Source organism: Clostridium acidisoli DSM 12555, from assembly GCF_900176305.1.
Lineage (GTDB): Bacteria > Bacillota > Clostridia > Clostridiales > Clostridiaceae > Clostridium_I > Clostridium_I acidisoli.
On the sequence record NZ_FWXH01000002.1, the window covers coordinates 845,837 to 871,271 of the forward strand.

Here is a 25,435-nt window from a genome sequence, read left to right on the forward strand (position 1 = left end):
AGTTAAAATTATGTTTTATTGTCCATATGAAGCAATGAGTGAAGATCCATATAGAGCTGAAGAGCCAAATTCTTATATTAGAGTGTTCCATGCCTCACCTAATGCACCTGCTGTTGATGTCTATGCCAACGATAGTCTTTTAGTTACAAATCTTTCTTATAAAGAGTTGTCAAAATACATCCCTGTTTTGCCTGGGAATTATAATATTAAAGTTTATCCTACAGGTCAAACTACTAATCCAGTTTTGTCTACAGATGTATATATTCCTGCTAATAGCATATTTAATGTAGCCGTCATTGGAAAACTTCCTGATATAAGTCTATATACAATTCCTGAACCAATTAGTGCACAAAATTTTGGAAAAGCTTGCATAAGATTTATTCATCTATCACCTACTGCACCAGCAGTTGACGTAACACTTTCAAATGGTGTAAAAGTATTTAATAACGTTGGTTTTAAAGACATTACAGACTATGCCTGTATTCCTTCTGGCACATATGCTTTTAATGTTATCCCCACAGGTACAAACAACATTGTGCTCTCTCTTTCTGGAATAGAACTTTTGCCTAATACTTATTATACAATTTACGCTGTTGGAGATCCTGCAGGTGGTTCCAAACCACTTGAAGCAATATTAGTTACAGAACCAAGGTGACTGTTACCATTTTATACTGTACACATTTAATTATACTTATGATATTATTATGTAGTTGAATAAGTAATTGCTTATTTAGCTACACAATAATTTTAATCTAATCTTAATTTATTACATTTACAATATTAACAATTACATTGATTTAATAATATTTATACCTAAATTTAAGGAGACAGAATCTATGGGCTACAACGTTATGGACCTAATTGACAAAGCTATTGCTATTGCTATTAAAAAGAAAACTTTATATGAAAATATAGATAAAGACAATAAAAACTTTCCTCCCATAAACATTATGTCAAAAGTTTTTATAACACGAAATGACAAAACAATAAACTATTATAAAGAATTAAAAAATAAAATTGGTCATGAAAATGTCGAAGACATTGATTTTCAGATATATGACAAAATGTCTTTTTTAATTAATGAATTCAATAGAAGAACTTATTCTGTAAAAATCCACAACATTAAAGATTATTTAAAATTTTCATTAGATTTGGAAAATGATATGTTATCTCTTTTATTAGATATTAAAGGTAGATTTGTAGTTGGAAAAGATGATATTAATACAATAACTTACAGACTACTGTCTGAGATTATCGATAATAAATCCAATCAAATAAAAATGATTGAAGACGTTTTAAGTAAATATTAAATTAAAGTGGATGATTCATTTTTTAATCATCCACTTTCTTAGTTTGTCCTTATAATTTTTTTAAATGCTTTTCTGATATCTCATTTACTTTATCAACGCGCCTTTTGTATTTTTCAATATCCTTAAGGAAATCTGTAGTTAACCATACTTTTACAATTTCCATTGCTATTGCAGAACCTATTATCTTAGCCCCAATGCAAAGCACATTTGTGTTAGAATGCTTACGTGCAAGTGATGCACAAAATGGATCCTGACAAACCGCTGCATTTAAGCCATATATTTTATTTGCAATTAATGCACTACCATATCCAACTCCATCAATAAATATTCCTCTGTCAGCTTTTCCTTCTGCCACAGCTATTGACGCTGGATAAATAAAATCTGATAAATCACATGCCTCTTCACTCTTTGTTCCAAATTCTAGAACCTCATGTCCTTCACTTTCTAAATACGCTTTCACTTCTTCTTTTAAAGAATATCCAGCATGATCACTTGCTACTGCAATTTTCATATTTATACACCTCCATATATATTATACCATCATATCATGAACAAGTTTTTGTGTCTTAAAAGCCTCCTCTCCATCAATTAAAGGTTTTGTATCCCCTAAGATTGAATTTATAAAATGCATTATCGTATCTTCAAACCCTCTTCGTTTTAATATTGTATCCCACGAACCTGACATTGTTGTTATAACTTGTCCATTGTTTTCAACTTCCATTGTCTCCATATTTTTAACTCTAATTATTGAATTTTCATTTACAAGTTCAATTTGTTCTAAATTTGTACCTGCTTTTCTGTGCATGCCAATAAATATATGGCTGTTATTTTTTGTTGCATAGTCATGATGAGCAAAAATCAATTCATCCTTATTGCCTAACTTTATTCTACCACTTATTGAATTTATAGGTTCACCAAGCCATCTCGCTGTATCAACCAAATGAATATAATCATCATACATTGTAAATCTAAAATCAACTTCTCTAATTGAATTAAGTCTATGTTTTTCAATACGTGCCCAAGCTAAATTTTGTGATTGTTCCTTGGCCTTTACATACATTGGTGCAAATCTTCGATTAAACCCAACCATAAGCTTTCTTCCTAATCTTTCACTTAATTCAGCTAATTTTTCAGCCTCTTCAATAGTTGCACCTAATGGTTTGTCCACATACACATCTTTTCCCTTTTTTAAAGCTTTCTCTACAATCTCAAAATGTGAAACTGTTGAACTGTGAACAAAAACGGCATCACTAACTTCGATTAAATCATCTAAATTTGAAAAGTCTTTAATTCTATAGTCCATGCAAATTTTTCTTCTCTTTGACTCTGTTGGCGAAAAAGCTCCTACTATAGACCAATTTTTTTCTTTTGAAAGAAATGGCAAATATACTTTTTGTGCAATGTCCCCAAGTCCTATTATTCCAATACGAAGTTTGTTATTTTCCATAATATATCCCCTTACTTATCTTTAAATCTGTTATTTAAAAGCCACATTTTTGCAAAATCCACACCTGTTTTCATATTAAATAATTTGCAAGTTGCATTTCCTACCATTCCAATGTTAACATTTCCCGTTTTTTCAAAATCCTCACCAAGCTTTTGAAAATCCATATCTGAATCGTATTCAAAATCCTCAAACCATTTCCAAACTCTATTTCCATCTTCCATTACTACAGTTCCGTTTTTTGTTTTTTCCATTTTGTTAGTTAAAACCTCAGCTAAATGAAAACTTGTACATGAATCATATCCAACCCCAAGTAAAAGTACTTTTGCATTTAATTCATACATCTTACCTAATGGAGTGTTTATCCCAAATTGAGGTGTTAACTTATGTTCCTTAGTAACATCCTCGGCATATTTACCATTTGCAGAAAACGAAACCTGTGGATGATTAGATCTTTTTGTATTTGGTAAAGTTCTAAAAAGTTCTGCAATACTTCCCATACCCCTTGTTGGTGTTATGTTAACATCAAAGGCTGGCATACTTTCATATATTTTATCTATCCATTCCTTTGGTACAGGTGGATTCTCCCAATTAGCTGGATCTGATATATCTCCACTATGTGCTGGCATTACAATAGTTCCGCTATCTCCTACCGATTTTAAAAGTGCCATTATTACTGCCTGTACACCTCCGCAAGTCCATCCAATACTTGATAATGAAGAATGTACTAATATGATATCGTTTTTATTAATACCAAGTTTTAGTAGTTCTCTATTTATTGAATCTACTGTATTCATTTTCTTTGTTTTTTCTATTATGTTTTGTTCACTCAAAAATACCAACCCCTTTTTTATAAAGCAAAGCTTCCTTTTGCCATTTCTCTACATATAACATTATAACTTAATATTAAATATTTGGAATATATAAATGTTTTCATTGACTTATATGTTTATATAGATTATACTTACAGAGCAGGTTAAGGAAAACCTTAATCAATTAAATATCGCGGGATGGAGCAGTTGGCAGCTCGTCGGGCTCATAACCCGAAGGTCGTAGGTTCAAGTCCTGCTCCCGCAACCATAAAAGACATTCTAGTATTTAGAATGTCTTTTTACTTTTATAATTTATCCCATGACTACCATCCGTAACACTCCCATCTTCTTAAAATTGGGAGATAACAGCTGCTATGTCACTGGTTAACGATTTCTTAGTTTCATTCTATAATAGTCCATTGCTATTTCAACTTGAAAACAATTTTTTTTATATAAATTAAATGCTTTATTATTACTGCTATCCACCTCAAGCGTTATATTTCTTTTATCTTTCTGAATTAAATCATTTAATATCCATAGCAATAATTCTTTGCCTAAACCTCGCCCCTGACATTTAGGTAAAATCCCCAAACCATAAATTGAAGTTTCAGTTCCGTCAAAACTTGTAGATCCAATGCCGACAAATTCATTTTCTAACTTTAATGCATATTGTTTTCTATCCTTTGATTCAAAGGTATTTTTTAACATACTTTTCGCATCCTCATAGTTTTCTTTAAATGTCTTCTGACTTATATCTGTTAAAATCTCGACATCTTCAATAACTGGGATACACAATTTCGATAAGCATTTATTTTTATCGAAAGAAAACCTTTCTACATTGAATCTCATTACATACTCACTAAAGTCGTATTTTCCACCTAATTTATTTATTATTTCACTTCCTATTTTAGATGAACTCTCACTAGTTAATAAAATATCATTTATTTTATATTTTTTTAGTTCATCTATTGCAGCATTAAACAAATGTTTAAAACATCCTTTACCTCGATAACTAGGAAGTGTGTATGCTGAAATTTCAGCTTCTTCACTGGTTGGTATGAACATTGATAGTAAACTGATAAGTTTTTCATTTTCATACATTAGAAATATGCTTTTTATATCTTTATTAAAATTAAATTCATTATCCAAATATATGTACATTTTTGAATTGTCATATTCTTTGCATGTAGATTCAACTAAACGTATTTCATCAATTATATTTTTATTTAAGGTTTTTAATTCTTTAATTATCAATGATGTATATCCCTCCATTTGCTTATAACATACGAAATTTTTCTTCCCTGTACCCACATTTGCTATCTATTATATCGTCAATTAACTTAATCATGTTTTCTTTATCTTCTGGAAGTTTTCCATTTATATTGACATAGTTTGAAGGATGATTACTTCTAAAAATACAGTTAGTTACTGAAAGATTTTTGATTAGTTCTTTTGTCTCAAGCATTATTTCTTCTGCTCCTAAGAGTTTAAACTTTCTGCTATTAACCTCTTCATATATTGGTGTGTTTTTTTCAACCATAAGCGTTAGCAAACCTATATAATCAGGATTTATGGAGCTTATAACCTTTCCAGACTCTTTTGCATGCTCAATATACTTATCTTTTCCACCTATTCCAGAAATCAAAGTAACTGAAAGTTTAATCCCACTACTCTTCACTTTCTGCCCAGCTTCTATTATTCGTGAAGCTGTAACTCCCTTATTTATTTCTTTTAATATAATATCGCTACCACTTTCTAAACCCATGTACAATATTTCTATTCCAAGGTTTTTTAATTCTATAAGTTCTTCAGTGGATTTTCTTAATACATCCTTTGGAGTACCATATGTGCCAATCCTTTTACACTCTGGAAAAAGTGTTTGTATTTTTTTTAATATTTTTCTAAGATTATTTATTGGTAATACTAATGCATCTCCATCTGCTAAAAAGATACGTTCTACAAATTTATACTTTTTTCTCGCATCTTCCAAATCTTCGTATATTTCATCTATACTTCTAATTCTAAATTTTTTATTTTTATACATACTGCAAAAGCTGCATTTATTATGTGCACATCCAATTGTAACTTGAATTATTAGACTATTAGCTTCACTTGGAGGTCTATAAACGATACCTTCATATCTCATATTTTATATATTCCTTTCACTTTCTATTTCATAACCAGCTTGAGTTAAAGACCTGCTTCCATTTTCAAAATCTGTGTCTTTAATTAAAATATAATCTGTGTCATAAGTTGAAATAGCGAAAATACTTATATTATTATTAGCAAGTGTGGTGCTTATATCAGAAAGTATCCCAATAAGCGAAAAATCAAGAGGTCCTAGCACCTTTAAAATCCTCCAGTTTTTTTCACACTTTATGTTTTCTGGAACACACTCCTCAGCACAAACTATTGATAACTCGTCTGCTGTTTTTGTTATAGATAGATATTCGCCCTTAAGAGCCCAATTTGGAATTTGTTCTTCTTTTTCTAGTCTGCAAACAGCATAACTTTTTTTTAATGCCTTCATTTTAACTTTATTCATTTGTCTCACATCCTCTAATAAAAATATTTACTCAACTCACTATTAGGATTCAAAATATTTTTAATATCTGAATATCTAACTTCAAATTCCGCATGGTCACCAATAGCGTGTGAAACCCCTATACTTATTCCTATTGAATCTCCCGTAAAATAGGAATATACATTTTCTGAATTTATATCTCCAATAATATCAGCATTATTTAAAGCATTTATAATATCACTATCCTCTTTACCCTTGATTTCACTAATAGCTGCAGTTTTAGTCTCACTATCACCTTTGTATTGTCCGTATCTTACTTTTGTCACTAAATCTTCACTTATATTTAATATATCTTTTAAAATTATTTTATTCCCTTTAGTCATATCAATATTTGTTGTATAAAATATACTATTAGTATGTGCTGCACCATTTGTATATTCTAGTCCTGTATATTCTATACTTAATATGTGTTTTCCTTTTAATTTTATAGTTGGAGTAATCGTTAAGTTTGCATCATTTCCATATATATTTATAATCTTTAGTGCTTCTGTCTTTATTATGTTATTTATATTCTGCTGCTTATTATTATCTTGAACATTAGAAACTACAGGGTAGGTAATTTTTACATTTTTGTCAACATACCTACTGTTATTTATTGTATAGTTCTGTGAATCCTCGTTACTTACCTTGTTTTCCGTTGAATTTATTGAAACATTAGTCTTCTCATATACAGTCTTATTTACTGTGTTTTCCTTAGCTACATTTTTTGAACAACCTGCTGCAAAGGTAGCTACTAATATCAATAATAACATCACCATTTTTTTCATCTTGAAACCTCCTGTGAAAAAAATATTTCTTGTTAATTATAGCACCTTTTACATATTCATCAACATATACTAACCATATCTTTTAATATTGACTTAATAAAAAATTTGTATTATATTATATATAAACATATGAACATATGAACACATATTCATATAAGGAGTGATTAAAATGTTTTCTGAAGATGAAAAAATAGAGGTGTGCAACTGTAATGTACTCCATGCTGATATAATTAAAAATGTAAAAGCTCACATGATAGACGAGGAACTACTCTACGATCTATCTGATTTGTATAAAATATTTGGCGATACAACCAGAGTTAAAATATTGCATGTATTATCTCTTTCTGAAATGTGCGTGTGTGATATATCTGCATTACTGAAAATGAAACAATCCTCTGTATCACATCAATTAAAAACCTTAAGGACAGCAAAACTTGTAAAATATAGGAGAGATGGAAAAGTAGTTTATTACTCACTAGATGATGATCATGTAAAACAAATTTTTAATCAAGGTCTTGCTCATCTGACAGAAAAATAGAAACCTAATATCCTAGTATAATAAGGAGGAATATATATGGCTAAAAACACAAAAAAAGAATTGATTCTAGAAGGTTTATGCTGTGCAAATTGTGCTGCAAAGATAGAAGCAAGAGTAAAAATTTTATCTGGAGTAGATAATGCATCCATTAATTTTGTAAATAAAGTTTTAACCATTGAAATGGGAAATCCCGAGAATGTCCCAAAAATCATTGGTATGACTAAAAAAATAATAAATCACATTGAACCAGATGTAGTTGTTAAAGAAAGAAGCTCTTTTGCAGAAAAATCACAAGAAGAAGAAAAAAACAATGGATTTTTAGATTTATTAAAGGATAAGAAAGATTTAATTTTTATTTTAATTGGTGCAATTATTTATGGAATTACCTTCTTCTTAAACGAAAATTTTACTTTTAAACTTGTTTTATATATTGTTGCTTATTTACTAATAGGTTCAGAAGTTCTTATTAAATCCGTTAAGAATATTTTAAAAGGTGAAGTTTTTGATGAAAATTTTCTAATGGCAGTAGCTTCAATAGGTGCCTTTGCTGTTAAGCAATATCCTGAAGCCGTAGCAGTTATGTTATTTTATGAAATAGGTGAATTTTTCCAAGATTTAGCCGTTGATAGATCAAGAAAATCCATAACAGATTTAATGGATATAAAACCCGATTTTGCAAACTTAAAAATTGGTAGTGATTTAAAAAAGGTTAACCCGAATGATGTGGCTGTTGGCGATATAATAGTTGTAAAACCTGGAGAAAAAGTTCCTCTTGATGGTAAAGTTATAGAAGGAACATCTTTGCTTGACACATCAAATCTTACAGGTGAATCAATTCCAAGAGAAGCTTCTATTGGAAGTCTTGTATTAGGTGGTTTTATAAATACAAGTGGAGTTTTAACCATTGAAGTAAATAAAAGTTTTGGAGAATCTTCAATATCAAAAATTTTAGAATTAGTTGAAAATGCTAGTTCAAAAAAAGCCAAGGCTGAAAACTTCATAACAAAATTCGCAAAATATTATACACCTGTAGTAACTTTTTCAGCATTGGCCTTAGCTGTAATTCCTCCACTTATTCTACCAGATGCTACCTTCTCTAATTGGATTTACAGAGCTTTGGTTTTCCTTGTTATATCTTGCCCATGTGCTCTTGTTATTTCAGTACCTTTAGGTTTCTTTGGTGGAATTGGTGCAGCCTCAAAAAAAGGTATACTCGTTAAAGGAAGTAACTATCTAGAAGCTTTAAACAATTCCAGCATAGTAGTATTTGATAAAACTGGTACATTAACCAAAGGAATATTTAAAGTTACAGATATTTTTACAGCTAATGGTTTTGATAAAGACACTTTAATGCAATATGTTTCCTACGCTGAAACTTATTCAAATCACCCTATAGCAAAATCAATTTTACAATATTATGATAAACCTATAAACAAGGATGAAATTAAAAATTATACCGAGATTTCGGGTTTAGGAGTCAGTGCAACTTTTAAAGGAAAAAATATTCTTGCTGGTAATTCAAAACTTATGATTAGTAAAAATATAAACTTTTCTCACACTGACACCTTTGGATCTGTAGTTCATATTGCCATTGACAATATCTATGCTGGTTACGTAACTATTTCTGATGAGGTAAAAAGTGATTCCGCTTCGGCTATAAAAGCTCTTAAATCATTAGGTATAAAGAAAACGGTAATGCTTACAGGCGATACAAAAAAAGCTGCAGATATAATTGGAAATCAGCTTGGAATAGATGAAATTTATTCTGAATTACTTCCACAAGACAAAGTTTACAAACTAGAACAATTATTTAAAAACAAAACAAATAAAGAACAACTTTTGTTTGTTGGCGATGGGATAAATGATGCTCCTGTACTTTCAAGAGCTGACATTGGAGTTGCTATGGGCGGTCTTGGTTCTGATGCCGCTATAGAAGCTGCGGATATAGTTATTATGGACGATGCCCCTTCAAAACTTGCAACTGCCTTGAAAATTGCCAAAAGAACTAGAGGTATTGTATTACAAAATATAGCTTTTGCTCTAGGCGTTAAAATCATACTTTTACTTCTAGGCGCACTTGGATTTGCTACAATGTGGGAAGCAGTTTTCGGAGATGTAGGAGTAGCACTAATTGCAGTACTAAATTCTATGAGAGTTTTAAATGTAAAAAATATGTAGATGTTAAAGGACCCAAAGTTAAACTTTGAGTCCTTTATTGTTCATATTATAAAGAAATTACAAAGCATAGGTGAAGGGTTTTCACCTATGCTTCGCGGTGAAAAGGCGAATGGTCGCTAAAGCGAGGTGATGGGTTTTCCGTGGGAAAAAGCTATTGATGATTTTTCTACGCTATGCTGCGAAAAATCTTTGAACTTAAATCTATTATCTAAAGTATATTGTCCCTCATTTTTTGACCGTAGGTCGTGGTGTTCCATGAATAAGTATTATTAGCATATTAACTGTTATATAAACACCATAGGCTATGCCTAAAAACAAAACCTACGGTTAAAACATATTGTAGAGTTGTCTCTAAATATTAAGACACATAAATTCATTATTTTTCCGACCTAAGGAGGAAAAATTTCCTTAGCCTTTATGGATTTATCCATAAACACTTCACCTTTTAACGTGCAAAGCAATCGTTAAAACCCTTCATTTTATTTCGCAATTTGTTACTGTTTTGTTCCCCCTATTATTAAAAGCAACAATTACTAATCAGCAAAACATTTCATATATTCCTATTATTATAAGTATAACTCCTGCTAGTGGTGCTGAAAGCTTTCCTAGAGAATTGTATATATAGTCATGTCCAAGCTTTATGCCAATCCAAATTACAAGTAAACTTATTACAAAAGCAAATATTGCCGTAGCAAAAGGATTTAAACCTGCAAGTCCTGCACCAATTCCATTTGCCATATTATTAAGCGCTAAAGCAAATCCTAAAATGACACTTTCACCTATGCTTATACATCCAGAAAAGTCCCAATCTGCTAAAAATGGATTTTGAAGTACCTTAGGGATTCTTCCAATAATACCTAGATTATCTAAATTTATATTTGATATTTTTTTTAGATCCTCATCTTTTTTATCCCCTTTAATTATTCTTAACGTTTCTTTAATAACAATAAAAACCCCAACTATGATAATTATCCCAGCACCTAACACTGTAGCTTCTTTTGGGTCCAAAATATTAGAAATTTCTTTGCCAAGTAGCATTGAAAGTAGTGTCCCAATACCCGTTATTAATGCTATTATTATGTTTGATACAAATGGTATAAGAAGTTTTCTTGTACCATATGAAATTCCAACTGCAAAATTATCCGTATTACTTACTAATGCCATCAATATCATTACAATAAAATATGATTTTGTCATCGGCCTCCACCTTTTATATTAGTCCGCATAAGTATTATATGTTTGTTATGATATCTTTGTGAACTTCCACTTAATTAACAACATTAAGGCATATAAAAAAAATGCTCCAAGGCATAGCTTAAAATCACCTTGAAGCATCTTTATTTATAATTGCATAATTTTATTTTAATATGGTATTAAACAACCTTTTTAATTCCTCTTTGCTTCCTGCATTTCTTATTAAATAATCTTCAAACTGATCATTATCAATCTTGTTAATATCAAAATACTTTGCATCGCAACTTCCAAAATAAAGTCCACAAGTGCTTGCTACAGGTGACATCATGTAATTTTCAGTCAAATTTATTTTTAGTCCTCCATTTTCATCTAATAACTTAAATAACTTAACTTTTTCAGCATGATCTCTAAGACACGGATAACCAAAAGCTGGCCTTATCCCTTTATATTTACCCTTTAAAATATCCTGAATTTCTAGATTTTCATTAGGTACATATCCCCAATAATTTTCTCTTATCTCCTTATGAAGATATTCAGCAAAGGCCTCTGCTAATCTATCAGCAAGTATAGTAACCATGGTTGCACCATAATCATCTCCACTTTTTTTAAGTTTTTCTGCATACTCCTTAGCACCAATTCCACATGTTGTAATAAAACCACCTATATAATCCTTAACCTCACTATTCTTTGGTGCAATATAATCTGAAAGACATTTATAAATGTTATCCTTTCTGCTTTCCTGCTGCCTAAGCATGTTAAAAGTTACAGTGTCATTGTCCGAATAAACTTCTATATCATCACCTACCGAATTGGCTTCAAAAATACCAAAAGCAGCATTAGCCGTTAATATTTTTTCCCTTTCAATAATATCTAGCATGTCATTTGCATCTTTAAATAATTTTTTTGCTTCTTCACCAAATTTATTATCATCCATTATTTTTGGATACACCATGCCCATGTCCCATGCAATAAAAAAGAAACTCCAGTCTATATATGCTCTAAGTTTACTAATATCAAAACCCAATAATTTTTTTATCCCAATAAAGTTAGGAACTGATATATCTGAATTCTTCCATTGCTTTTTCAAGCCATTTTCTCTTGCATAATCTAATTTAACTAGCTTTTTAGGTGACCTTGAGAAGTTTTCCCTTATAACCTTATATTCCTCTTCTGTATCTTTTAAATATTTCACTCTTTTATCCTTATCCATAAGTATCTTAGCAGCTTCTACAGCTTTTGATGCATCAATTGTATGTATTACACCACCAGAATACTTAGGTGCTATTTTTAAAGCTGTGTGAGTTCTTGAAGTTGTTGCTCCTCCTACCATAAGTGGAATATTAAAGCCTTGCTTTTCCATTTCTTCAGCCACATTTCCCATTTCTTCTAAGGATGGCGTTATAAGCCCACTCAAGGCAATTATATCTGCGTTTTCTTTTTTTGCAGTTTCTAATATTACCTCTGATGGAACCATTACCCCAAGATCAATAACTTCAAAATTATTACAAGAAAGAACTACTGATACTATATTTTTTCCTATATCGTGTACATCTCCCTTAACTGTTGCAAAGACAACTTTCCCAGCACTTGTGCTCTTACTGCCACTTTTTTCTTCTTCTATGTATGGTAAAAGATATTCAACCGCTTTTTTCATAACTCTGGCACTTTTCACTACTTGTGGAAGAAACATTTTTCCTTCTCCAAATAGCTTTCCAACTACTTTCATCCCATCCATAAGTGGTTCTTCTATAACTTGAAGCGCTTTCTCATATTGAAGCCTAGTTTCTTCTACATCTTCTTTTATAAATTCAACAATGCCTTTTACTAAAGCATGTTTTAATCTTTCCTTACTGCCAGCATTTCTCCACAAATTTTTGTTTTGTTCAGTTTTTCCAGTAGTAGTTTTATAGCTTTCTGCAAATTCTAAAAGTTTTTCTGCCGCATCACTGCTTTTATTTAAAATAACTGCTTCTACTTTTTCTAATAGATCTTTATCTATTTCATCGTATATCTGAATCATTCCAGGATTAACAATTCCCATATCCATACCAGCTTTAATAGCATGATACAAAAATGCAGAATGCATTGCTTCTCTTATAACGTTATTTCCTCTAAATGAAAAAGAAAGATTACTAACACCACCACTTACCTTTGCATATGGTAAGTTTTCCTTAATCCATCTTACAGCATTTATATAATCAACAGCATAATTATTGTGCTCTTCAATTCCTGTTGCTATAGCCAGTATATTAGGATCAAAAATAATATTTTCTGGTGGGAATTTAACTTTATTAACTAAAATGTCATAGGCCCTTTTACATACACTTATTTTCTTCTCATAAGTATCGGCCTGACCTTTTTCATCAAAAGCCATTACTACAACCCCGGCTCCAAGTTTTTTTATTAAAGTTGCTTCATTTATAAATTCCTCTTCACCAACCTTTAAACTTATAGAGTTCACAATTGCTTTACCTTGAATAGATTTAAGCCCCGCCGTAAGCACATCAAATTTTGAAGAATCAATCATTATAGGCACTTTTGATATTTCTGGTTCGCTTGCAAGGAGTTTTAGAAAATTTTCCATTTCTTCTTTAGCATCAAGAAGCCCGTCATCAAAATTTACATCTATTATCTGAGCTCCATTTTCTACCTGATCTTTAGCTACAGATAATGCCTCTTCATATTTCTTCTCTCTTATTAATCTTGCAAATTTTGCAGAACCTGCCACATTTGTTCTTTCTCCAATGTTTACAAAATTACTTGCTTTATCTATCTTCTCAGCTTCTAAACCACAATAAACTGTTTCAGGTTCTATAATGGGAACCTTTCTTGGTTTTATATTTCTTACAATTTCACTAATGGCTTCTATATGTGCTGGTGTTGTTCCACAACAACCTCCAACAATATTTATATGCCCCTCTTCAGCTAAACTTTTTACAAATTCTGCTGTTTCCTCTGGAAGCTCATCATATTCACCAAAGGAGTTAGGAAGTCCTGCATTAGGATAAAAACTAACATATCTACTTTGAGATTTTGATAGATATTTTATAAATGGGATAAGCTCCTTTGCTCCAAAAGAACAGTTAAGTCCTATTCCAATAACATCTTCATCTACCATAGTGCTAGCAAAGGCTTCTAAGGTCTGCCCGGATAAAATTCTTCCACTTTTGTCTGCTATAGTTCCTGATATTATTATTGGAATTCTTTTTCCTTTCTTTTCAAATATATTCTTTGCTCCAAAAAGTGCCGCTCTGGCATTTAATGCATCAAATATAGTTTCTATTAATAATAAATCCACTCCCCCATCTACAAGTCCTTCAATTTGTTCACCATAAGCATATGCTAATTCATCAAAACTAATATTTCTATAACCTGGGTTTTCAACATCAGGTGAAAGTGATGCTGTTTTATTTGTTGGACCTACAGCTCCAGCTACAAATCTAGGCTTATCTGGAGTTTTTTCATTGTATTTACTTACAGCTTCTCTTGCAATTCTTGCTCCATTAAAATTTATTTCATATATTTTGTCTTCCATATTATAATCACTTTGAGAAATTCTAGTTCCATTAAAAGTATTAGTTTCAATTATATCTGCCCCAGCCTCTAAATACTGTTCATGAATTTCTCTTATTACATTAGGATTGGTAATATTTAAAATATCATTATTTCCTTTTTGACTTGAGGAGCAGTGATGATGACCACTATATTCTTCTTCACCCAATTTAAAAGATTGAATACAAGTACCCATAGCTCCATCAAGCACTAATATTCTCTTCTTTAATAACTCATTTATATCGTTTTCCATATATTTACGCCCCCATTAAATTTCATATACTAAAAAAGCTGCCTTCCATAAGAAAAGCAGCGTGTGTTTACATTGATTCGCTTCTTTTCTTATCTCTCAGACATAATTCTGCAGGAATTAACACCTTTGCATTCAAATGAGAATGCCGGTTGTTGGGTTTCACAGGGCCAGTCCCTCCACCTCTCTTGATAAGAACAAGATTATTTAATTTTTTATATACATATAAATCTTAATGATTTTTTATAGTGTTGTCAATATATTTTATAATATTAATTTAATAATAATAAGAATTATACATTATTATGCATTTTTATTGTTTTCCATAAAAAAAATAATTAAACTAATGCTGTTATTTGATTATAATTTATCATTATGTTAAAATCCAACTTGGGGTATTTTTGTTTTCCTTATATTGGCAAAATAATGCATTTTACATAAGGAGGAAAACTACAATGAAAAACAGATTTGTTTTAAAAAGTATACGTACTAAGCTTTTAGCAATTTTAATTTTAATATGTATCTTACCTGTTATTTTATTAGGCTTTGTATCATATCATGAGTCTTACAAAATATTAAATGCCAAACTTAGTACAACTACAAATCAAACTTTAAAAGAAATTAATACTGGAATCGATAATTATTTTTCTGTAATGATTAGTGATGCCACACTCTTAAGCAACAACTATGATATAGAAAATTTATCTACTCACCCAGAATTTGAGACATATGCTAACAGCATATTACAAGAAGTTAAGGATAGTAACAATAACATTCTGGATGTTTATTTTTCAGACGTCAATAAACACACTTTAATTTATCCAAGTGAACAAATTCCATCTGATTATGATCCTACTCAAAGATCTTGGTATAAGGACGCTTTAGCTAACTCTAAAAAAGCAGCTTTTAGTAATGTTTATAAAGACGCCGTAACAAATAAAAATGTCCTTACAATATCAAAAACTGTATATAATAATGGGCAATTTGTTGGAGTTATAGGCATTGATATTGATTTAAGTTCTTTAAGTAATAAATTGTCTGCTTCTAAGATTGGTAATTCAGGTTATGTATTCTTAACAAGTAAAGACGGAACAATAATTTCAAATAAAGATAAATCATTAATAGGAAGCAAAAAAATAACTACTTCTAAACTTTGGCAAGAAATCAAAACAAAAAATTCAGGTTTTTTCGAGTATAATGATAATGGTAATAATATGTTTAGTTCATATTTGACTAACAGTTCTACTGGCTGGAAAGTTATAGGTTTATTAAATCAAAGTGAATTATCAAGAGATACAAATTCCATCATGTATATAACTTTGATTTGTATATTAATTACTATTATACTCGCTTTTATAATTTCATTTTTATTTAGCAATACAATTGTTAAGGTGATTAACAATTTAATGTCTTCTTTTGAGAAAGCAGCCGCTGGAGATTTATCTGTAATAACCAATATAAAAACTGGAGATGAATTCGAAACCTTAGGTAATCATTTTAATGATATGATTGAAAATATTCATGGACTAATAAAAAGTATAAAAATTTCTTCTGACGATGTATTAACAACTTCAACTCAAATTAATGATATGTCAAAGGAAACTACAAATGCTATAAGTGAGATTGCTACTACTGTAGATCACCTTGCACAAGGCGCTAGTTCCCAAACTCAGAATATAATGAGTAGTGCTAATGAACTTGACTCTCTAGCATCAAAAATTGAAAATATAGACAGTGCAACAAGCAATATAAACAATATATCTAAAGATACAGGTACTTTAACTAAACAAGGATTTGAAATCATGAAAAAGTTGACAACAAAAACCGATTCAGCTAACAAATCTTCAAGGGAAGTTGCTGAAGTTGTACAAGCTATGACTCATTCTTCTAATGAAATAGGGTTAATTACTGAAACAATAAACAACATAGCTAAGCAAACAAATTTACTTGCACTAAATGCTGCAATTGAAGCCGCTAGAGCTGGCGAAGCTGGAAAAGGTTTTTCAGTAGTTGCTGATGAAATAAGAAAACTTGCAGAACAATCAACAACTTCCACAAATCAAATTAATTCCTTAATTGAAGATATTAAAAGTAAAACAGCTAATGCAAATAAATCAATTACTACATCAATGGATATAGTTAAGGAGCAAACACTAGCTGTTCACCAAACTCAAGATATATTTAATGAAATTTCCGAATCAATAGAGATTTTAATGACTCACATTTCTTCTATTGAGAAACACATTATTGATACAAATAAAAGTAAAAATGAAATTGTAGAAAGAATTCAAAACATATCTGCTGTATCAGAAGAATCATCTGCTAGCACAGAAGAGGTATCTGCTACAACGGAAGAAATAACTGCTTCTATGATTGAATTTGATAATTCTGCTAATAAATTAAAAGAAATTGTAGAAAACCTTGAGTGTAAAGTAAACACATTCAAATTATAGCAACAACAAACCACAAATCAATAAACTTATGGTTATTGACTTGTGGTTTGTTTAACATTAATATATGTATTATGAATTTAAATAACGTATATAACATAGGAGGACGATATGAATACAACACTTTATTTAATTAGGCATGGAGAAACTGAATGGAACAAACTTGGTAAATTCCAAGGCAGTAAAGACATTTCCTTGTCACAAAACGGACTAATTCAAGCTGAATATCTTTCAAAAAGATTAAATGGTAATTTCGATTACTTATACTCTAGTCCTCTAAAGCGTGCATTTAACACTGCAGAAATATTAGCTAAAAATTCAAATTTAACTCCTTTAATCTGTGATTCTATTAGAGAAATAAATTATGGAGATTGGGAAGGCCTTACCATAAATGAAATTAAAGATATGTATTCTAATGAATTCGATTTATGGAAAAGTGATACTAATATAGCTCCAATTTGTGGTGGAGAAGGAAGCCTTAAAAATGCTTCAATAAGAGGAACAAATGCAGTATTAGAAATTGCACATGAACATCCTGGTAAAAAAATAGCCATAGTTGCTCACGGTGGGATAATTAAGGCTGCTTTAATAGGTATTTTTGATTTGCCAATGACAATGTATCATAAAATCCACATTGGAAATACTTCAATTACAAAGCTTATATTTAATGATAAATTTTTACCAGTAATTGATGTGCTAAATGATACAAGCCACTTATAAAAAATTGCATCTAAATAGTGAGAAATTGCGAAGCAAGTTGGTTAAAGATTTTTCCTCTACTGCGTGAGTAAAAAGGTGAAAGATTACCAGAGTGGCAATATTAAAGAATTAACGATGATACCGTTAATGGTGAGAGAATTTGCTTTCAGCAAAAGGTGTTAAGGATGATTTTTCTCCGCTATGCTTCGAAAAATCTTTGAACTTAAAATATATAATCTAAAGTATATTGCCATTCGTTTTTTTGACCTACGGTCGTATATCTTGAGCTTAAGCTTTGTATAGTACTAAAAACTTAAGTAGATTGCTGTTTCCATAAGGCTACGCCTAAAAACAAAACCTACGGTTTAAAACATATAAGTCCAATTACTTTAAACTATGAAATTCATCTTTTGCCTGTTACGTAAGTAACTGCTCTCACCTTTGACGGCTTTAGCCCCGTCAATTCTTCCCTCTAGCCGAAGGCTTTCTTTAATCTTTTTATCTAGCTTTAGCTATGATAAAATTCTTTAGTCTTTGCTTCGCAATTTCTTCATATTATGGACTATCTTTATTTATTTGTCTCTTTATAATTTAATTTTCATAAATGTATTTCCATCCAAATCCTTAATCTGAAACAAATCATCTTCAAGAACTCCATAAGAATTAGGATTGTCTTCTTTAGGCATACTTATAGACCCAGGATTTATTATAAATATATCATCTTGTTTTTCTGCTACAGGAACATGTGTATGTCCATAAATTAAAACATCACCCTTAGAAAGTTTAGGCAAATTTTCTCTATTGTATAGGTGTCCATGCGTCAAAAATAACCTTTTTCCATTATATAAAATGTTAGAATATGTTGTCATCATTGGATATTCTAACACCACCTCATCAACCTCACTATCGCAATTTCCTCTTACTGCTATAATTTTTTCTTTATACCCATTTAAAAACTTAGTAACTTCCTTAGGATTGTATCCTTTTGGTAGTTCATTTCTAGCACCATGATATAATTCATCTCCAAGAATAATTATATAGTCTGAAGCTTCTTTCTCGTAGTTTTCAAATGCTTTTTTCAAATAATATAGTGAGCCGTGTATATCAGATATAAAAAATAACTTCATATTTTATCACCTCAATGTTTTAATATAGGATCTATTTTAGTGTACTTTGATAATTATAGTGAATGGATAAATTAAATGCAACTGTACTTAGAATTCCTCATATAATAAAGTGAAACTTGCACTCAGATGAGGTTTTGGTTTTGACACCATCTAAGTGTTAGTTGAACAAATCCAGCGCGTAGCATCCGTTAATTCAATGCTTGCAAAAGTAGAGAACCCAAACCTTGATTTGGTGTGAATCACTTTATCCTTTAGGTCCATGTGGGAGTTTTACGGATGGTAGCGAATGGATAAAGTGCCTTGATATTTATCCAAAACAAAAAATGAATTCAATTAAGGAGGCTATATATGCATTTAAATATAAAAAAACGCAAAAAAAATCGTAGAAATAGAATTAGAAATCACAGCAGTTATGCCAACTATATTTATAATAAAAAAGACAACTTCGGAGAAGAATCTTATGATCTAGATGCAGATCATACTGGTTGTACTGGTGCTACCGATCCTTCCGATTATCCAAGTGATACTTGTGCTATTGGTGCCACTGGAGCTACCGGTGCTACTGGCGCTACCGGTGCTACTGGTGCTACCGGTGCTACTGGTGCTACTGGTGCTACCGGTGCTACCGGTGCTACTGGTGCTACCGGTGCTACTGGTGCTACTGGTGCTACCGGTGCTACCGGTGCTACCGGTGCTACTGGTGCTACTGGTGCTACCGGTGCTACCGGTGCTACTGGTGCTACCGGTGCTACTGGTGCTACTGGTGCTACCGGTGCTACTGGCGGTGCTACTGGTGCTACCGGCGCTACCGGCGCTACTGGTGCTATCGGTGCTACTGGTGCTACTGGTGCTACCGGTGCTACTGGCGCTACTGGTGCTACTGGCGCTACTGGTGCTACTGGTGCTACTGGTGCTACCGGTGCTACTGGTGCTACTGGTGCTACCGGTGCTACTGGCGCTACTGGTGCTACTGGCACTACTGGTGCTACTGGCGCTACTGGTGCTACTGGCACTACTGGCGCTACTGGCGCTACTGGCGCTACTGGCGCTACTGGCACTACTGGCGCTACTGGCGCTACTGGCGCTACTGGCGCTACTGGCGCTACTGGCGCTACTGGCGGTCTTTTAGGTTATGCTAACTTTTTTGATACAAATTCTCAAAATTTAATTCTTAATGATCCAGTGATTTTTAGCAATAATGGGGTTGTTTCACCCTTAGGTTTTGTTTCACATATACCTAACACAGCGGAAATAACTATTAATGAAACTGGTGATTATCTTATTTCTTGGGAAGTGTATGTACAACAAAGTACTGCTGCCTTAGCTTTATATGTTAATTCTGGATCAGGGGATGCTTTGATAAATGGTTCAAATTTTGGTATAGGATCTGGAAGTCAAACATTTAGTGGTCAAGTAATAGCTAATTTAACTTCTGGTAGTGTTCTTACCCTTAGAAACATTGATAGTAATATTACTTTAAATAATACTCCTGCTTTTAGCAGTGAAATAGTAGTTAGCGCATCTGTTGTTATAGAACGCTTGGGCTAGTAAATAGTATCTAATGCTTTAAAAGAAAGACAGCCGTAAGACCTTCTTATTGCTGTTTTTCTTTTACTATGAAATGAGTAAACTTTAACTTTTGTCCAAAATTTTTTTAAAATAACTTTTGTTATAATTTACCGCATCATCATTATGTTTAAATTCTCCTGCCTTGTTATTATATTTAACTGCCTCTTCTATATTACCCATTTTATCATAACATACAGCTAGTTGTATGTTAGGTAAGTATCCGAAATAATCATGGGATATAAAACCCCAGCTGTTTTCTGGTTTTTTAATTTGTGTTGCTAACTTATACCAAAAAATAGCTTTTTTGTATTCCCTGCCTTCAAGATAAAAGTACCCTAGTTGGCAACAAATTTCAGCTCGTGGATTATCATATTCAAAACTTTTTAACAATGCTTTTAACATGTTTTTTCTATCTTTTTTATAAGCATAACATTTTGATAGAATAAAACAAGCATTTATATTATCTTCAACCCAACCCTTCTTGCTGTCTAAAAATTTTTTTAAATACTTTATAGAGCTGTCATACTTTTTGTTATAATATAGTTCTCTTGCATAATAAAAAGTACCTCTAGGCGATAAAACTTTACCTCTATATAAAATTTTTTTATATATTAATAAATTTCTATCTGATGCATCTACATGTTGCTTTTTATGCGTTATACTAATATCGGAATTAATAATATTACCACTTATATCTAAATATTCATGTACAGGTTCTTTCCACTGAAATTCTAAACTTCTTTTTAGCAAACGTTCTCTATAATATGAAAGCGTTGTATTTCCTTTATTATCAAAGCCAACATTATATTTCATCATTACAACATCAACCTTTTTATCTAGACTATATTTTAGTTTTTTAAAGTTTTCCATGTCTTCATCTAAAATAACATCATCTGCGTCTAACCATAAAATATATTCTTTTGTGGCCTTAGAAAATGAATAATTCCTTGCAGTAGAAAAATTATTATTCCATTTAAAATCAAATATTTTATTTGTATACCTAGCACAAATTTCTTTAGTACTGTCATTTGATCCTGTATCAACTATTATTATTTCATCAGCAATATCCTTTGCAGATTTTAAACATCTTTCTATTACATCTTCTTCATTCTTAACTATCAGACACAAACTAATGGTAATCATATAAATCACTCTCCCATAATTTCACATTATATTATATGAAATTTGAGATTGATTGTACTTTACTATTTGGTTAACTCTCCACTTTCAAAAGTGGAAGTCCTACGAATGATAGCGAATGGATAAAAGCAGATATTAATAATAACTTTTGTAGAAATAATTTTTTGTTATTTCTATAAGCTCTTTTTCCCATAAATTATTTTCATAAATGTGGTCTGCTCCATCTATAATCTTTAGTTCTGATTTATCTCCATAGATATCTATGTATCTCTTTGACGAACTCAAAGGAACAACTTCATCTTTACTTCCATGAATAATCAACAAATTTTTGTCATAAGAAGCTGCTCTTTCGTATATATTAATTCTTTCAATATCTTCAATGAAATTTTTTCCAAGTAAAAGACCTTCCACATCAAAGCTACCCTTTTCATTAAGTTCTTCTAGCTTGTCACCTAAATAAGTATCCGATAAGATTACTTCATTCATATTACCTGCTGGAGACCATAAACATAATGTGCTTATTTCCTCTTTCCTTTCCCCTGCAATAATACTTGCTATTGCTCCACCCATACTAAAACCTAATAATCCTATTTTATCCTTATCTACAAAATATAAATTATTCACATAGTTTAATATGTTATTTGCATCTTCTAGCTCCCTACTTAATGTCATATCTATAAAATCTCCATCACTTTCACCACTGCCAGCGAAATCAAATCGTATACTTGCTATTCCATTGCTTTCAAGAATTCTTGAGAACTTAACAAACATAAAATGTGGTCCCATTTTATTCCCACAAAATCCATGATAAATTATTACTATTGGTGCCTTTTTATTTAAACCTTCAGGTATGTGAAGCATACCTCTAAGAATTGATTTTCCACTTTTTATTTCTACTGACTTTTGCATTAAAACACACCCCCGCATTATTCCCTAGTATTCACATGCATTTAGTATATTATTATAGGTATGTTTTGTCAACTATTTTAATCCGTTTCATTCAAACTAATGCAGTCTTAAGAAATTTGTGGTTTAATGCTTTGTTGGTTTTTTTATTTCTATTTTTCCCCTAAGATATTTAAGGAGACAGTTATTTAAGTTTTTATTTAATATATCTATATTATTTTCCTTTATGAAATCCCAACCTATCCAATTAAAATTTGCTTCTTTCGGTAGTTTATTATCTACTTCTGGATTAAGTGAAGGAAAACTGGCTCCTGCACAAATTTTGCCAACTTCTACTCCATTGAAAAAATTAGCAATGTTTTCAAGTTTCTTGGCTTTTGATTTTTTTACAAGCATGGTTACAGGACTTATAATTGCTCCTTCCCTAGGCCATATTATCTTTACTTTGTCCTTATTTATTATAGTCTTAGCATAAAAATATGGCATGACACTAATTACAGGAGCGTTTTGTTTATTCATTCCTATATTTCTTACCATTTGCGATGGATGAAGTCCTTTCATAACAGATCTTCCTAATTTTTTTATTCCATCCTCTCCATATTCTTTATATACCGTCAATAATGTGGTTTCGCAAAACGAATCCTTGTTACCTCTTATTGCCACCTTATTTTTGTATTCTGGTTTAAGTATATCTTCAAAGCTCTCAGGTAATGGAAGTTCTCCAAGCAGTGTAAGATCAACAACTATTACTAATATGTCCATAGAAATTATACTGTAATTTCTATATGGATCTTTTATTTTTGCAGAAATAAAATTAGCATTAGGTAAATAGTTTGATGTATCTATAAAAAGTCCTTTTTCTACAAATTTACTTCTAAATTTATTATCATAAAAATTATTGATTCCTGAAGATATTATTATGTCTGGTATTTGTTCAATACATTGAAAGTGTTCAACCTTATTATAATATGATAGCTGGTTGTTTGCGTTACTATCAATAATATAATGAAATTCATTTTCTGTTTTACATTGTTTAAGATACTTTTTAAATTGTTCACTTATTGGAACCTTTAGTGGACATGGTAATAAGGCAAATAAGTTAAGCACTTTTTCATCTATCTCTCCCAAAATTAATTCCTCCAAACTTAATTTAAATCCGTAAAATATTTTTTTATATCAAAATTAATTTTCTCACCATTTCTTATTAGATTCCTTAGCATAAGTATTTTATTATCAAAGCTCTGCAATGTCTTTAGATTTTTCTCTTCTATTAAATCTGTATCAATAATTTTACTTATACCTCCATTTTTTATAACAATTCTTTTGTTTCCCATAAGCGCTAGTATTGGATCGTGCGTTGACATTAAAACTATCTTATCTTTTTTTACTAGAAGTTCTATTGCCTTCTTTCTATCTACTCCTGCATTTTCTATTTCATCAATAAGTACAATTGGAGAAATACTTAACAATGCCGTATCTGCAATCATAAGGGCCCTTGACTGTCCACCACTAAGTTGTGTTAAAGACGTTTCCATAAAAAATTCTTCACCAGATAATTCATTTGCACATTTAACTATATCCTCAACACATTGTGCTATATTTTCTATCATTCTACTGGACGCATGCATTGTTATAAATTCTTTTACAGATAAATCCATTACAAAATTCATATTTTGTGACAACTGTGCTACTAATTTATTGTTTAAAGAAAATCTTACCTCCTCATCAGGTGCTTCACCATTTATTAGTATTTGTCTTCCTGTTGGTGTGTCACCTTGTGCAAGTGCTTCAATATCCGCCAAAAGTCTGCTCTTACCTGAACCAGTATGACCAACTATGCATATTATCTCACCTGGCCTTATTGTTACCCTTACATCTTCTAAATTTCCACATTTATTATGTCCCCCAACAATTGTTATATTTTTTAAATTTTGATCCAGCCCTTTATTTATTTCTTCCATACTGTCCATAAATGAAATGAAATGTTCCATTATTTCTTCTCTTCCAATACCAATATCTTCGAAAAAATAGTCATCCATTTCATTAAACATCTCTTTAACATTTTTATTATTTGCTTCATATTGAATGCCTAGAGGTGAAAAAAATCCTTCTACATAAGGATACTCTTCATATAAGTTTTTCATACTTAACTCAGCAATTTTATCTTTCATAATAATTCATCCCCAAAATCTATCTTTTTAACATTTCCCATCTGATAATCATTTCCGATCTTAGTTTCACCTAGACAATATGAACATAATGCTGCTGGCATAGTAAATCTTAATTTTTTATTTTCTAATTCATATACGTCTGATGAATTTTCTATATGTTTACTTAAAATATACGCGCCTTGTCCTGTTATTCCATTAATAAATACAATTACTGCTTTGGGATTAGACTGTTTTATTTTAAATGCAAAAACTTCTCTCTCTGCTTGAGATACAATGTCCCATTTGGTAATCACAACTATATCTGCTAGCTTAAGCATTGGCCCTATTTTTTTAGGTGTATTTATGCCAGATAAATTGTCTATTACACATACTGCAAGTATATCTTTTATATGTGGTGAGCATCTATTGCATAGACCTGCACTTTCACTAATAAGTATGTCTGCACTGGTCTTTATTCCCCATTTAACCGCATCTTCAATATTGCTTATAAAAAAATGATCTGGACAAAGATTACCCGATATCCCGACTTTAACGGGAATATTAGCTTTTTTGTATAATAGATCATCATATGTAGATAAGCAATCAAATTTTATAACTGAAACCATTTTGTCTGCTTCTTTTAGACAATGGATCACCTTAAGTATTACTGAAGTTTTACCTGATGATGGAGGCCCTGAAAAGGTAATTAGCTTCATATACAACACCCTCTTTATAAAACGCTTTATTTTTGATAATTATATATAT

General features: G+C 31.1%; 22 protein-coding genes, 1 tRNA gene and 1 riboswitch. Of the genes, 8 read left to right on the forward strand and 15 right to left on the reverse strand.

What is annotated here, in order from left to right:
* Nucleotides 1-10: 10 nt before the first annotated feature.
* Nucleotides 11-655 carry a DUF4397 domain-containing protein gene (locus B8978_RS04180; protein WP_084114064.1) on the forward strand — a complete coding sequence of 215 codons (645 nt, stop codon included), beginning with the start codon at nucleotides 11-13 and terminating at the stop codon, nucleotides 653-655.
* A gap of 181 nt (nucleotides 656-836) precedes the next feature.
* Entirely contained in the window at nucleotides 837-1,310 is a 474-nt protein-coding gene (locus tag B8978_RS04185; RefSeq protein ID WP_084114065.1) for a hypothetical protein, read from the forward strand.
* Nucleotides 1,311-1,359: 49 nt separating this feature from the next.
* Here the strand turns inward: B8978_RS04185 and B8978_RS04190 are convergent, their stop codons facing one another.
* From B8978_RS04190 to B8978_RS04200, 3 genes are read right to left on the reverse strand one after another with little or no spacing between them, the layout of a single operon-like run.
* The gene (locus tag B8978_RS04190; protein ID WP_084114066.1) at nucleotides 1,360-1,821 is read right to left on the reverse strand and encodes an RpiB/LacA/LacB family sugar-phosphate isomerase; all 462 of its coding nucleotides are present in this window, start codon (nucleotides 1,819-1,821) and stop codon (nucleotides 1,360-1,362) included.
* 21 nt (nucleotides 1,822-1,842) lie between these two features.
* The gene (locus tag B8978_RS04195) at nucleotides 1,843-2,757 is read right to left on the reverse strand and encodes a Gfo/Idh/MocA family protein (RefSeq protein WP_084114067.1); all 915 of its coding nucleotides are present in this window, start codon (nucleotides 2,755-2,757) and stop codon (nucleotides 1,843-1,845) included.
* An 11-nt stretch (nucleotides 2,758-2,768) separates the two neighbouring features.
* Nucleotides 2,769-3,587: an AAC(3) family N-acetyltransferase gene (locus B8978_RS04200; RefSeq protein WP_084114068.1), complete on the reverse strand. Its 819-nt coding sequence runs from the start codon at nucleotides 3,585-3,587 to the stop codon at nucleotides 2,769-2,771.
* Nucleotides 3,588-3,758: 171 nt separating this feature from the next.
* Between B8978_RS04200 and B8978_RS04205 the strand changes: the two genes are divergently transcribed.
* Nucleotides 3,759-3,834 (forward strand) — tRNA-Met (locus B8978_RS04205).
* Nucleotides 3,835-3,950: 116 nt separating this feature from the next.
* Here the strand turns inward: B8978_RS04205 and B8978_RS04210 are convergent.
* The 4 genes from B8978_RS04210 to B8978_RS04225 are packed head-to-tail and all read right to left on the reverse strand — an operon-like array spanning nucleotide 3,951 to nucleotide 6,917.
* Nucleotides 3,951-4,820 (reverse strand): GNAT family N-acetyltransferase, encoded by an 870-nt coding sequence (locus B8978_RS04210; protein WP_176212603.1) that lies wholly within the window; start codon nucleotides 4,818-4,820, stop codon nucleotides 3,951-3,953.
* Nucleotides 4,821-4,842: 22 nt separating this feature from the next.
* Nucleotides 4,843-5,712, reverse strand: coding sequence for a radical SAM protein (locus B8978_RS04215; RefSeq protein WP_084114070.1), 870 nt, complete (start codon nucleotides 5,710-5,712; stop codon nucleotides 4,843-4,845).
* A gap of 3 nt (nucleotides 5,713-5,715) precedes the next feature.
* Entirely contained in the window at nucleotides 5,716-6,111 is a 396-nt protein-coding gene (locus B8978_RS04220; RefSeq protein WP_084114071.1) for an ACT domain-containing protein, read from the reverse strand.
* Between the two features lie 14 nt (nucleotides 6,112-6,125).
* On the reverse strand, nucleotides 6,126-6,917 hold the full coding sequence (locus B8978_RS04225) for a hypothetical protein (RefSeq protein ID WP_084114072.1): 792 nt from the start codon (nucleotides 6,915-6,917) through the stop codon (nucleotides 6,126-6,128).
* A gap of 169 nt (nucleotides 6,918-7,086) precedes the next feature.
* Here B8978_RS04225 and B8978_RS04230 point away from each other — a divergent pair, with 169 nt between their 5' ends.
* Nucleotides 7,087-7,455 carry an ArsR/SmtB family transcription factor gene (locus tag B8978_RS04230; RefSeq protein ID WP_084114073.1) on the forward strand — a complete coding sequence of 123 codons (369 nt, stop codon included), beginning with the start codon at nucleotides 7,087-7,089 and terminating at the stop codon, nucleotides 7,453-7,455.
* A gap of 36 nt (nucleotides 7,456-7,491) precedes the next feature.
* Entirely contained in the window at nucleotides 7,492-9,633 is a 2,142-nt protein-coding gene (locus B8978_RS04235; protein WP_084114074.1) for a heavy metal translocating P-type ATPase, read from the forward strand.
* A gap of 537 nt (nucleotides 9,634-10,170) precedes the next feature.
* Here the strand turns inward: B8978_RS04235 and ytaF are convergent.
* Nucleotides 10,171-10,830 (reverse strand): sporulation membrane protein YtaF, encoded by a 660-nt coding sequence (gene ytaF, locus B8978_RS04240; protein ID WP_084114075.1) that lies wholly within the window; start codon nucleotides 10,828-10,830, stop codon nucleotides 10,171-10,173.
* A gap of 160 nt (nucleotides 10,831-10,990) precedes the next feature.
* The gene (gene metH, locus B8978_RS04245; protein ID WP_084114076.1) at nucleotides 10,991-14,632 is read right to left on the reverse strand and encodes a methionine synthase; all 3,642 of its coding nucleotides are present in this window, start codon (nucleotides 14,630-14,632) and stop codon (nucleotides 10,991-10,993) included.
* 86 nt (nucleotides 14,633-14,718) lie between these two features.
* Nucleotides 14,719-14,827: riboswitch (SAM riboswitch) on the reverse strand.
* A gap of 257 nt (nucleotides 14,828-15,084) precedes the next feature.
* On the opposite strand from metH, the gene B8978_RS04250 reads away from it, so the two are divergent.
* Both B8978_RS04250 and B8978_RS04255 read left to right on the forward strand, forming a co-directional pair.
* Nucleotides 15,085-17,082: a methyl-accepting chemotaxis protein gene (locus tag B8978_RS04250; protein WP_084114077.1), complete on the forward strand. Its 1,998-nt coding sequence runs from the start codon at nucleotides 15,085-15,087 to the stop codon at nucleotides 17,080-17,082.
* A 108-nt stretch (nucleotides 17,083-17,190) separates the two neighbouring features.
* On the forward strand, nucleotides 17,191-17,799 hold the full coding sequence (locus tag B8978_RS04255; protein ID WP_084114079.1) for a histidine phosphatase family protein: 609 nt from the start codon (nucleotides 17,191-17,193) through the stop codon (nucleotides 17,797-17,799).
* A gap of 563 nt (nucleotides 17,800-18,362) precedes the next feature.
* Here B8978_RS04255 and yfcE read toward each other — a convergent pair.
* Nucleotides 18,363-18,905, reverse strand: a complete 543-nt coding sequence (yfcE, locus tag B8978_RS04260; RefSeq protein ID WP_084114081.1) for a phosphodiesterase — start codon at nucleotides 18,903-18,905, stop codon at nucleotides 18,363-18,365.
* Nucleotides 18,906-19,253: 348 nt separating this feature from the next.
* On the opposite strand from yfcE, the gene B8978_RS19720 reads away from it, so the two are divergent.
* Nucleotides 19,254-20,453: a collagen-like protein gene (locus B8978_RS19720; RefSeq protein WP_176212604.1), complete on the forward strand. Its 1,200-nt coding sequence runs from the start codon at nucleotides 19,254-19,256 to the stop codon at nucleotides 20,451-20,453.
* An 84-nt stretch (nucleotides 20,454-20,537) separates the two neighbouring features.
* Here B8978_RS19720 and B8978_RS04270 read toward each other — a convergent pair whose 3' ends face one another.
* The 5 genes from B8978_RS04270 to B8978_RS04290 form a co-directional block, all read right to left on the reverse strand.
* Nucleotides 20,538-21,617 (reverse strand): tetratricopeptide repeat-containing glycosyltransferase family 2 protein, encoded by a 1,080-nt coding sequence (locus tag B8978_RS04270; RefSeq protein WP_084114083.1) that lies wholly within the window; start codon nucleotides 21,615-21,617, stop codon nucleotides 20,538-20,540.
* Between the two features lie 132 nt (nucleotides 21,618-21,749).
* Complete coding sequence (locus B8978_RS04275; RefSeq protein WP_176212605.1) at nucleotides 21,750-22,523, reverse strand: alpha/beta hydrolase; 774 nt, start codon at nucleotides 22,521-22,523, stop codon at nucleotides 21,750-21,752.
* Nucleotides 22,524-22,646: 123 nt separating this feature from the next.
* Nucleotides 22,647-23,648 carry an ABC transporter substrate-binding protein gene (locus B8978_RS04280; protein ID WP_084114087.1) on the reverse strand — a complete coding sequence of 334 codons (1,002 nt, stop codon included), beginning with the start codon at nucleotides 23,646-23,648 and terminating at the stop codon, nucleotides 22,647-22,649.
* 17 nt (nucleotides 23,649-23,665) lie between these two features.
* Nucleotides 23,666-24,691 (reverse strand): ATP-binding cassette domain-containing protein, encoded by a 1,026-nt coding sequence (locus B8978_RS04285; protein WP_084114089.1) that lies wholly within the window; start codon nucleotides 24,689-24,691, stop codon nucleotides 23,666-23,668.
* Nucleotides 24,688-25,386 carry a GTP-binding protein gene (locus B8978_RS04290; protein ID WP_084114091.1) on the reverse strand — a complete coding sequence of 233 codons (699 nt, stop codon included), beginning with the start codon at nucleotides 25,384-25,386 and terminating at the stop codon, nucleotides 24,688-24,690. The genes B8978_RS04285 and B8978_RS04290 overlap by 4 nt, the downstream gene beginning before the upstream one ends.
* Nucleotides 25,387-25,435 lie beyond the last annotated feature (49 nt).

Bases quoted from the DNA above. Each gene is read 5' to 3' on its own strand.
- B8978_RS04270 (WP_084114083.1), bottom strand. From the start codon at position 21,617: ATGATTACCATTAGTTTGTGTCTGATAGTTAAGAATGAAGAAGATGTA.
- B8978_RS04215 (WP_084114070.1), bottom strand. From the start codon at position 5,712: ATGAGATATGAAGGTATCGTTTATAGACCTCCAAGTGAAGCTAATAGT.
- B8978_RS04180 (WP_084114064.1), top strand. From the start codon at position 11: ATGTTTTATTGTCCATATGAAGCAATGAGTGAAGATCCATATAGAGCT.
- B8978_RS04230 (WP_084114073.1), top strand. From the start codon at position 7,087: ATGTTTTCTGAAGATGAAAAAATAGAGGTGTGCAACTGTAATGTACTC.
- B8978_RS04190 (WP_084114066.1), bottom strand. From the start codon at position 1,821: ATGAAAATTGCAGTAGCAAGTGATCATGCTGGATATTCTTTAAAAGAA.
- B8978_RS04290 (WP_084114091.1), bottom strand. From the start codon at position 25,386: ATGAAGCTAATTACCTTTTCAGGGCCTCCATCATCAGGTAAAACTTCA.
- B8978_RS04225 (WP_084114072.1), bottom strand. From the start codon at position 6,917: ATGAAAAAAATGGTGATGTTATTATTGATATTAGTAGCTACCTTTGCA.
- B8978_RS04250 (WP_084114077.1), top strand. From the start codon at position 15,085: ATGAAAAACAGATTTGTTTTAAAAAGTATACGTACTAAGCTTTTAGCA.
- B8978_RS04195 (WP_084114067.1), bottom strand. From the start codon at position 2,757: ATGGAAAATAACAAACTTCGTATTGGAATAATAGGACTTGGGGACATT.
- B8978_RS04220 (WP_084114071.1), bottom strand. From the start codon at position 6,111: ATGAATAAAGTTAAAATGAAGGCATTAAAAAAAAGTTATGCTGTTTGC.
- B8978_RS04185 (WP_084114065.1), top strand. From the start codon at position 837: ATGGGCTACAACGTTATGGACCTAATTGACAAAGCTATTGCTATTGCT.
- ytaF (WP_084114075.1), bottom strand. From the start codon at position 10,830: ATGACAAAATCATATTTTATTGTAATGATATTGATGGCATTAGTAAGT.
- B8978_RS04235 (WP_084114074.1), top strand. From the start codon at position 7,492: ATGGCTAAAAACACAAAAAAAGAATTGATTCTAGAAGGTTTATGCTGT.
- B8978_RS04275 (WP_176212605.1), bottom strand. From the start codon at position 22,523: ATGCAAAAGTCAGTAGAAATAAAAAGTGGAAAATCAATTCTTAGAGGT.
- B8978_RS04255 (WP_084114079.1), top strand. From the start codon at position 17,191: ATGAATACAACACTTTATTTAATTAGGCATGGAGAAACTGAATGGAAC.
- B8978_RS04285 (WP_084114089.1), bottom strand. From the start codon at position 24,691: ATGAAAGATAAAATTGCTGAGTTAAGTATGAAAAACTTATATGAAGAG.
- B8978_RS19720 (WP_176212604.1), top strand. From the start codon at position 19,254: ATGCATTTAAATATAAAAAAACGCAAAAAAAATCGTAGAAATAGAATT.
- yfcE (WP_084114081.1), bottom strand. From the start codon at position 18,905: ATGAAGTTATTTTTTATATCTGATATACACGGCTCACTATATTATTTG.
- metH (WP_084114076.1), bottom strand. From the start codon at position 14,632: ATGGAAAACGATATAAATGAGTTATTAAAGAAGAGAATATTAGTGCTT.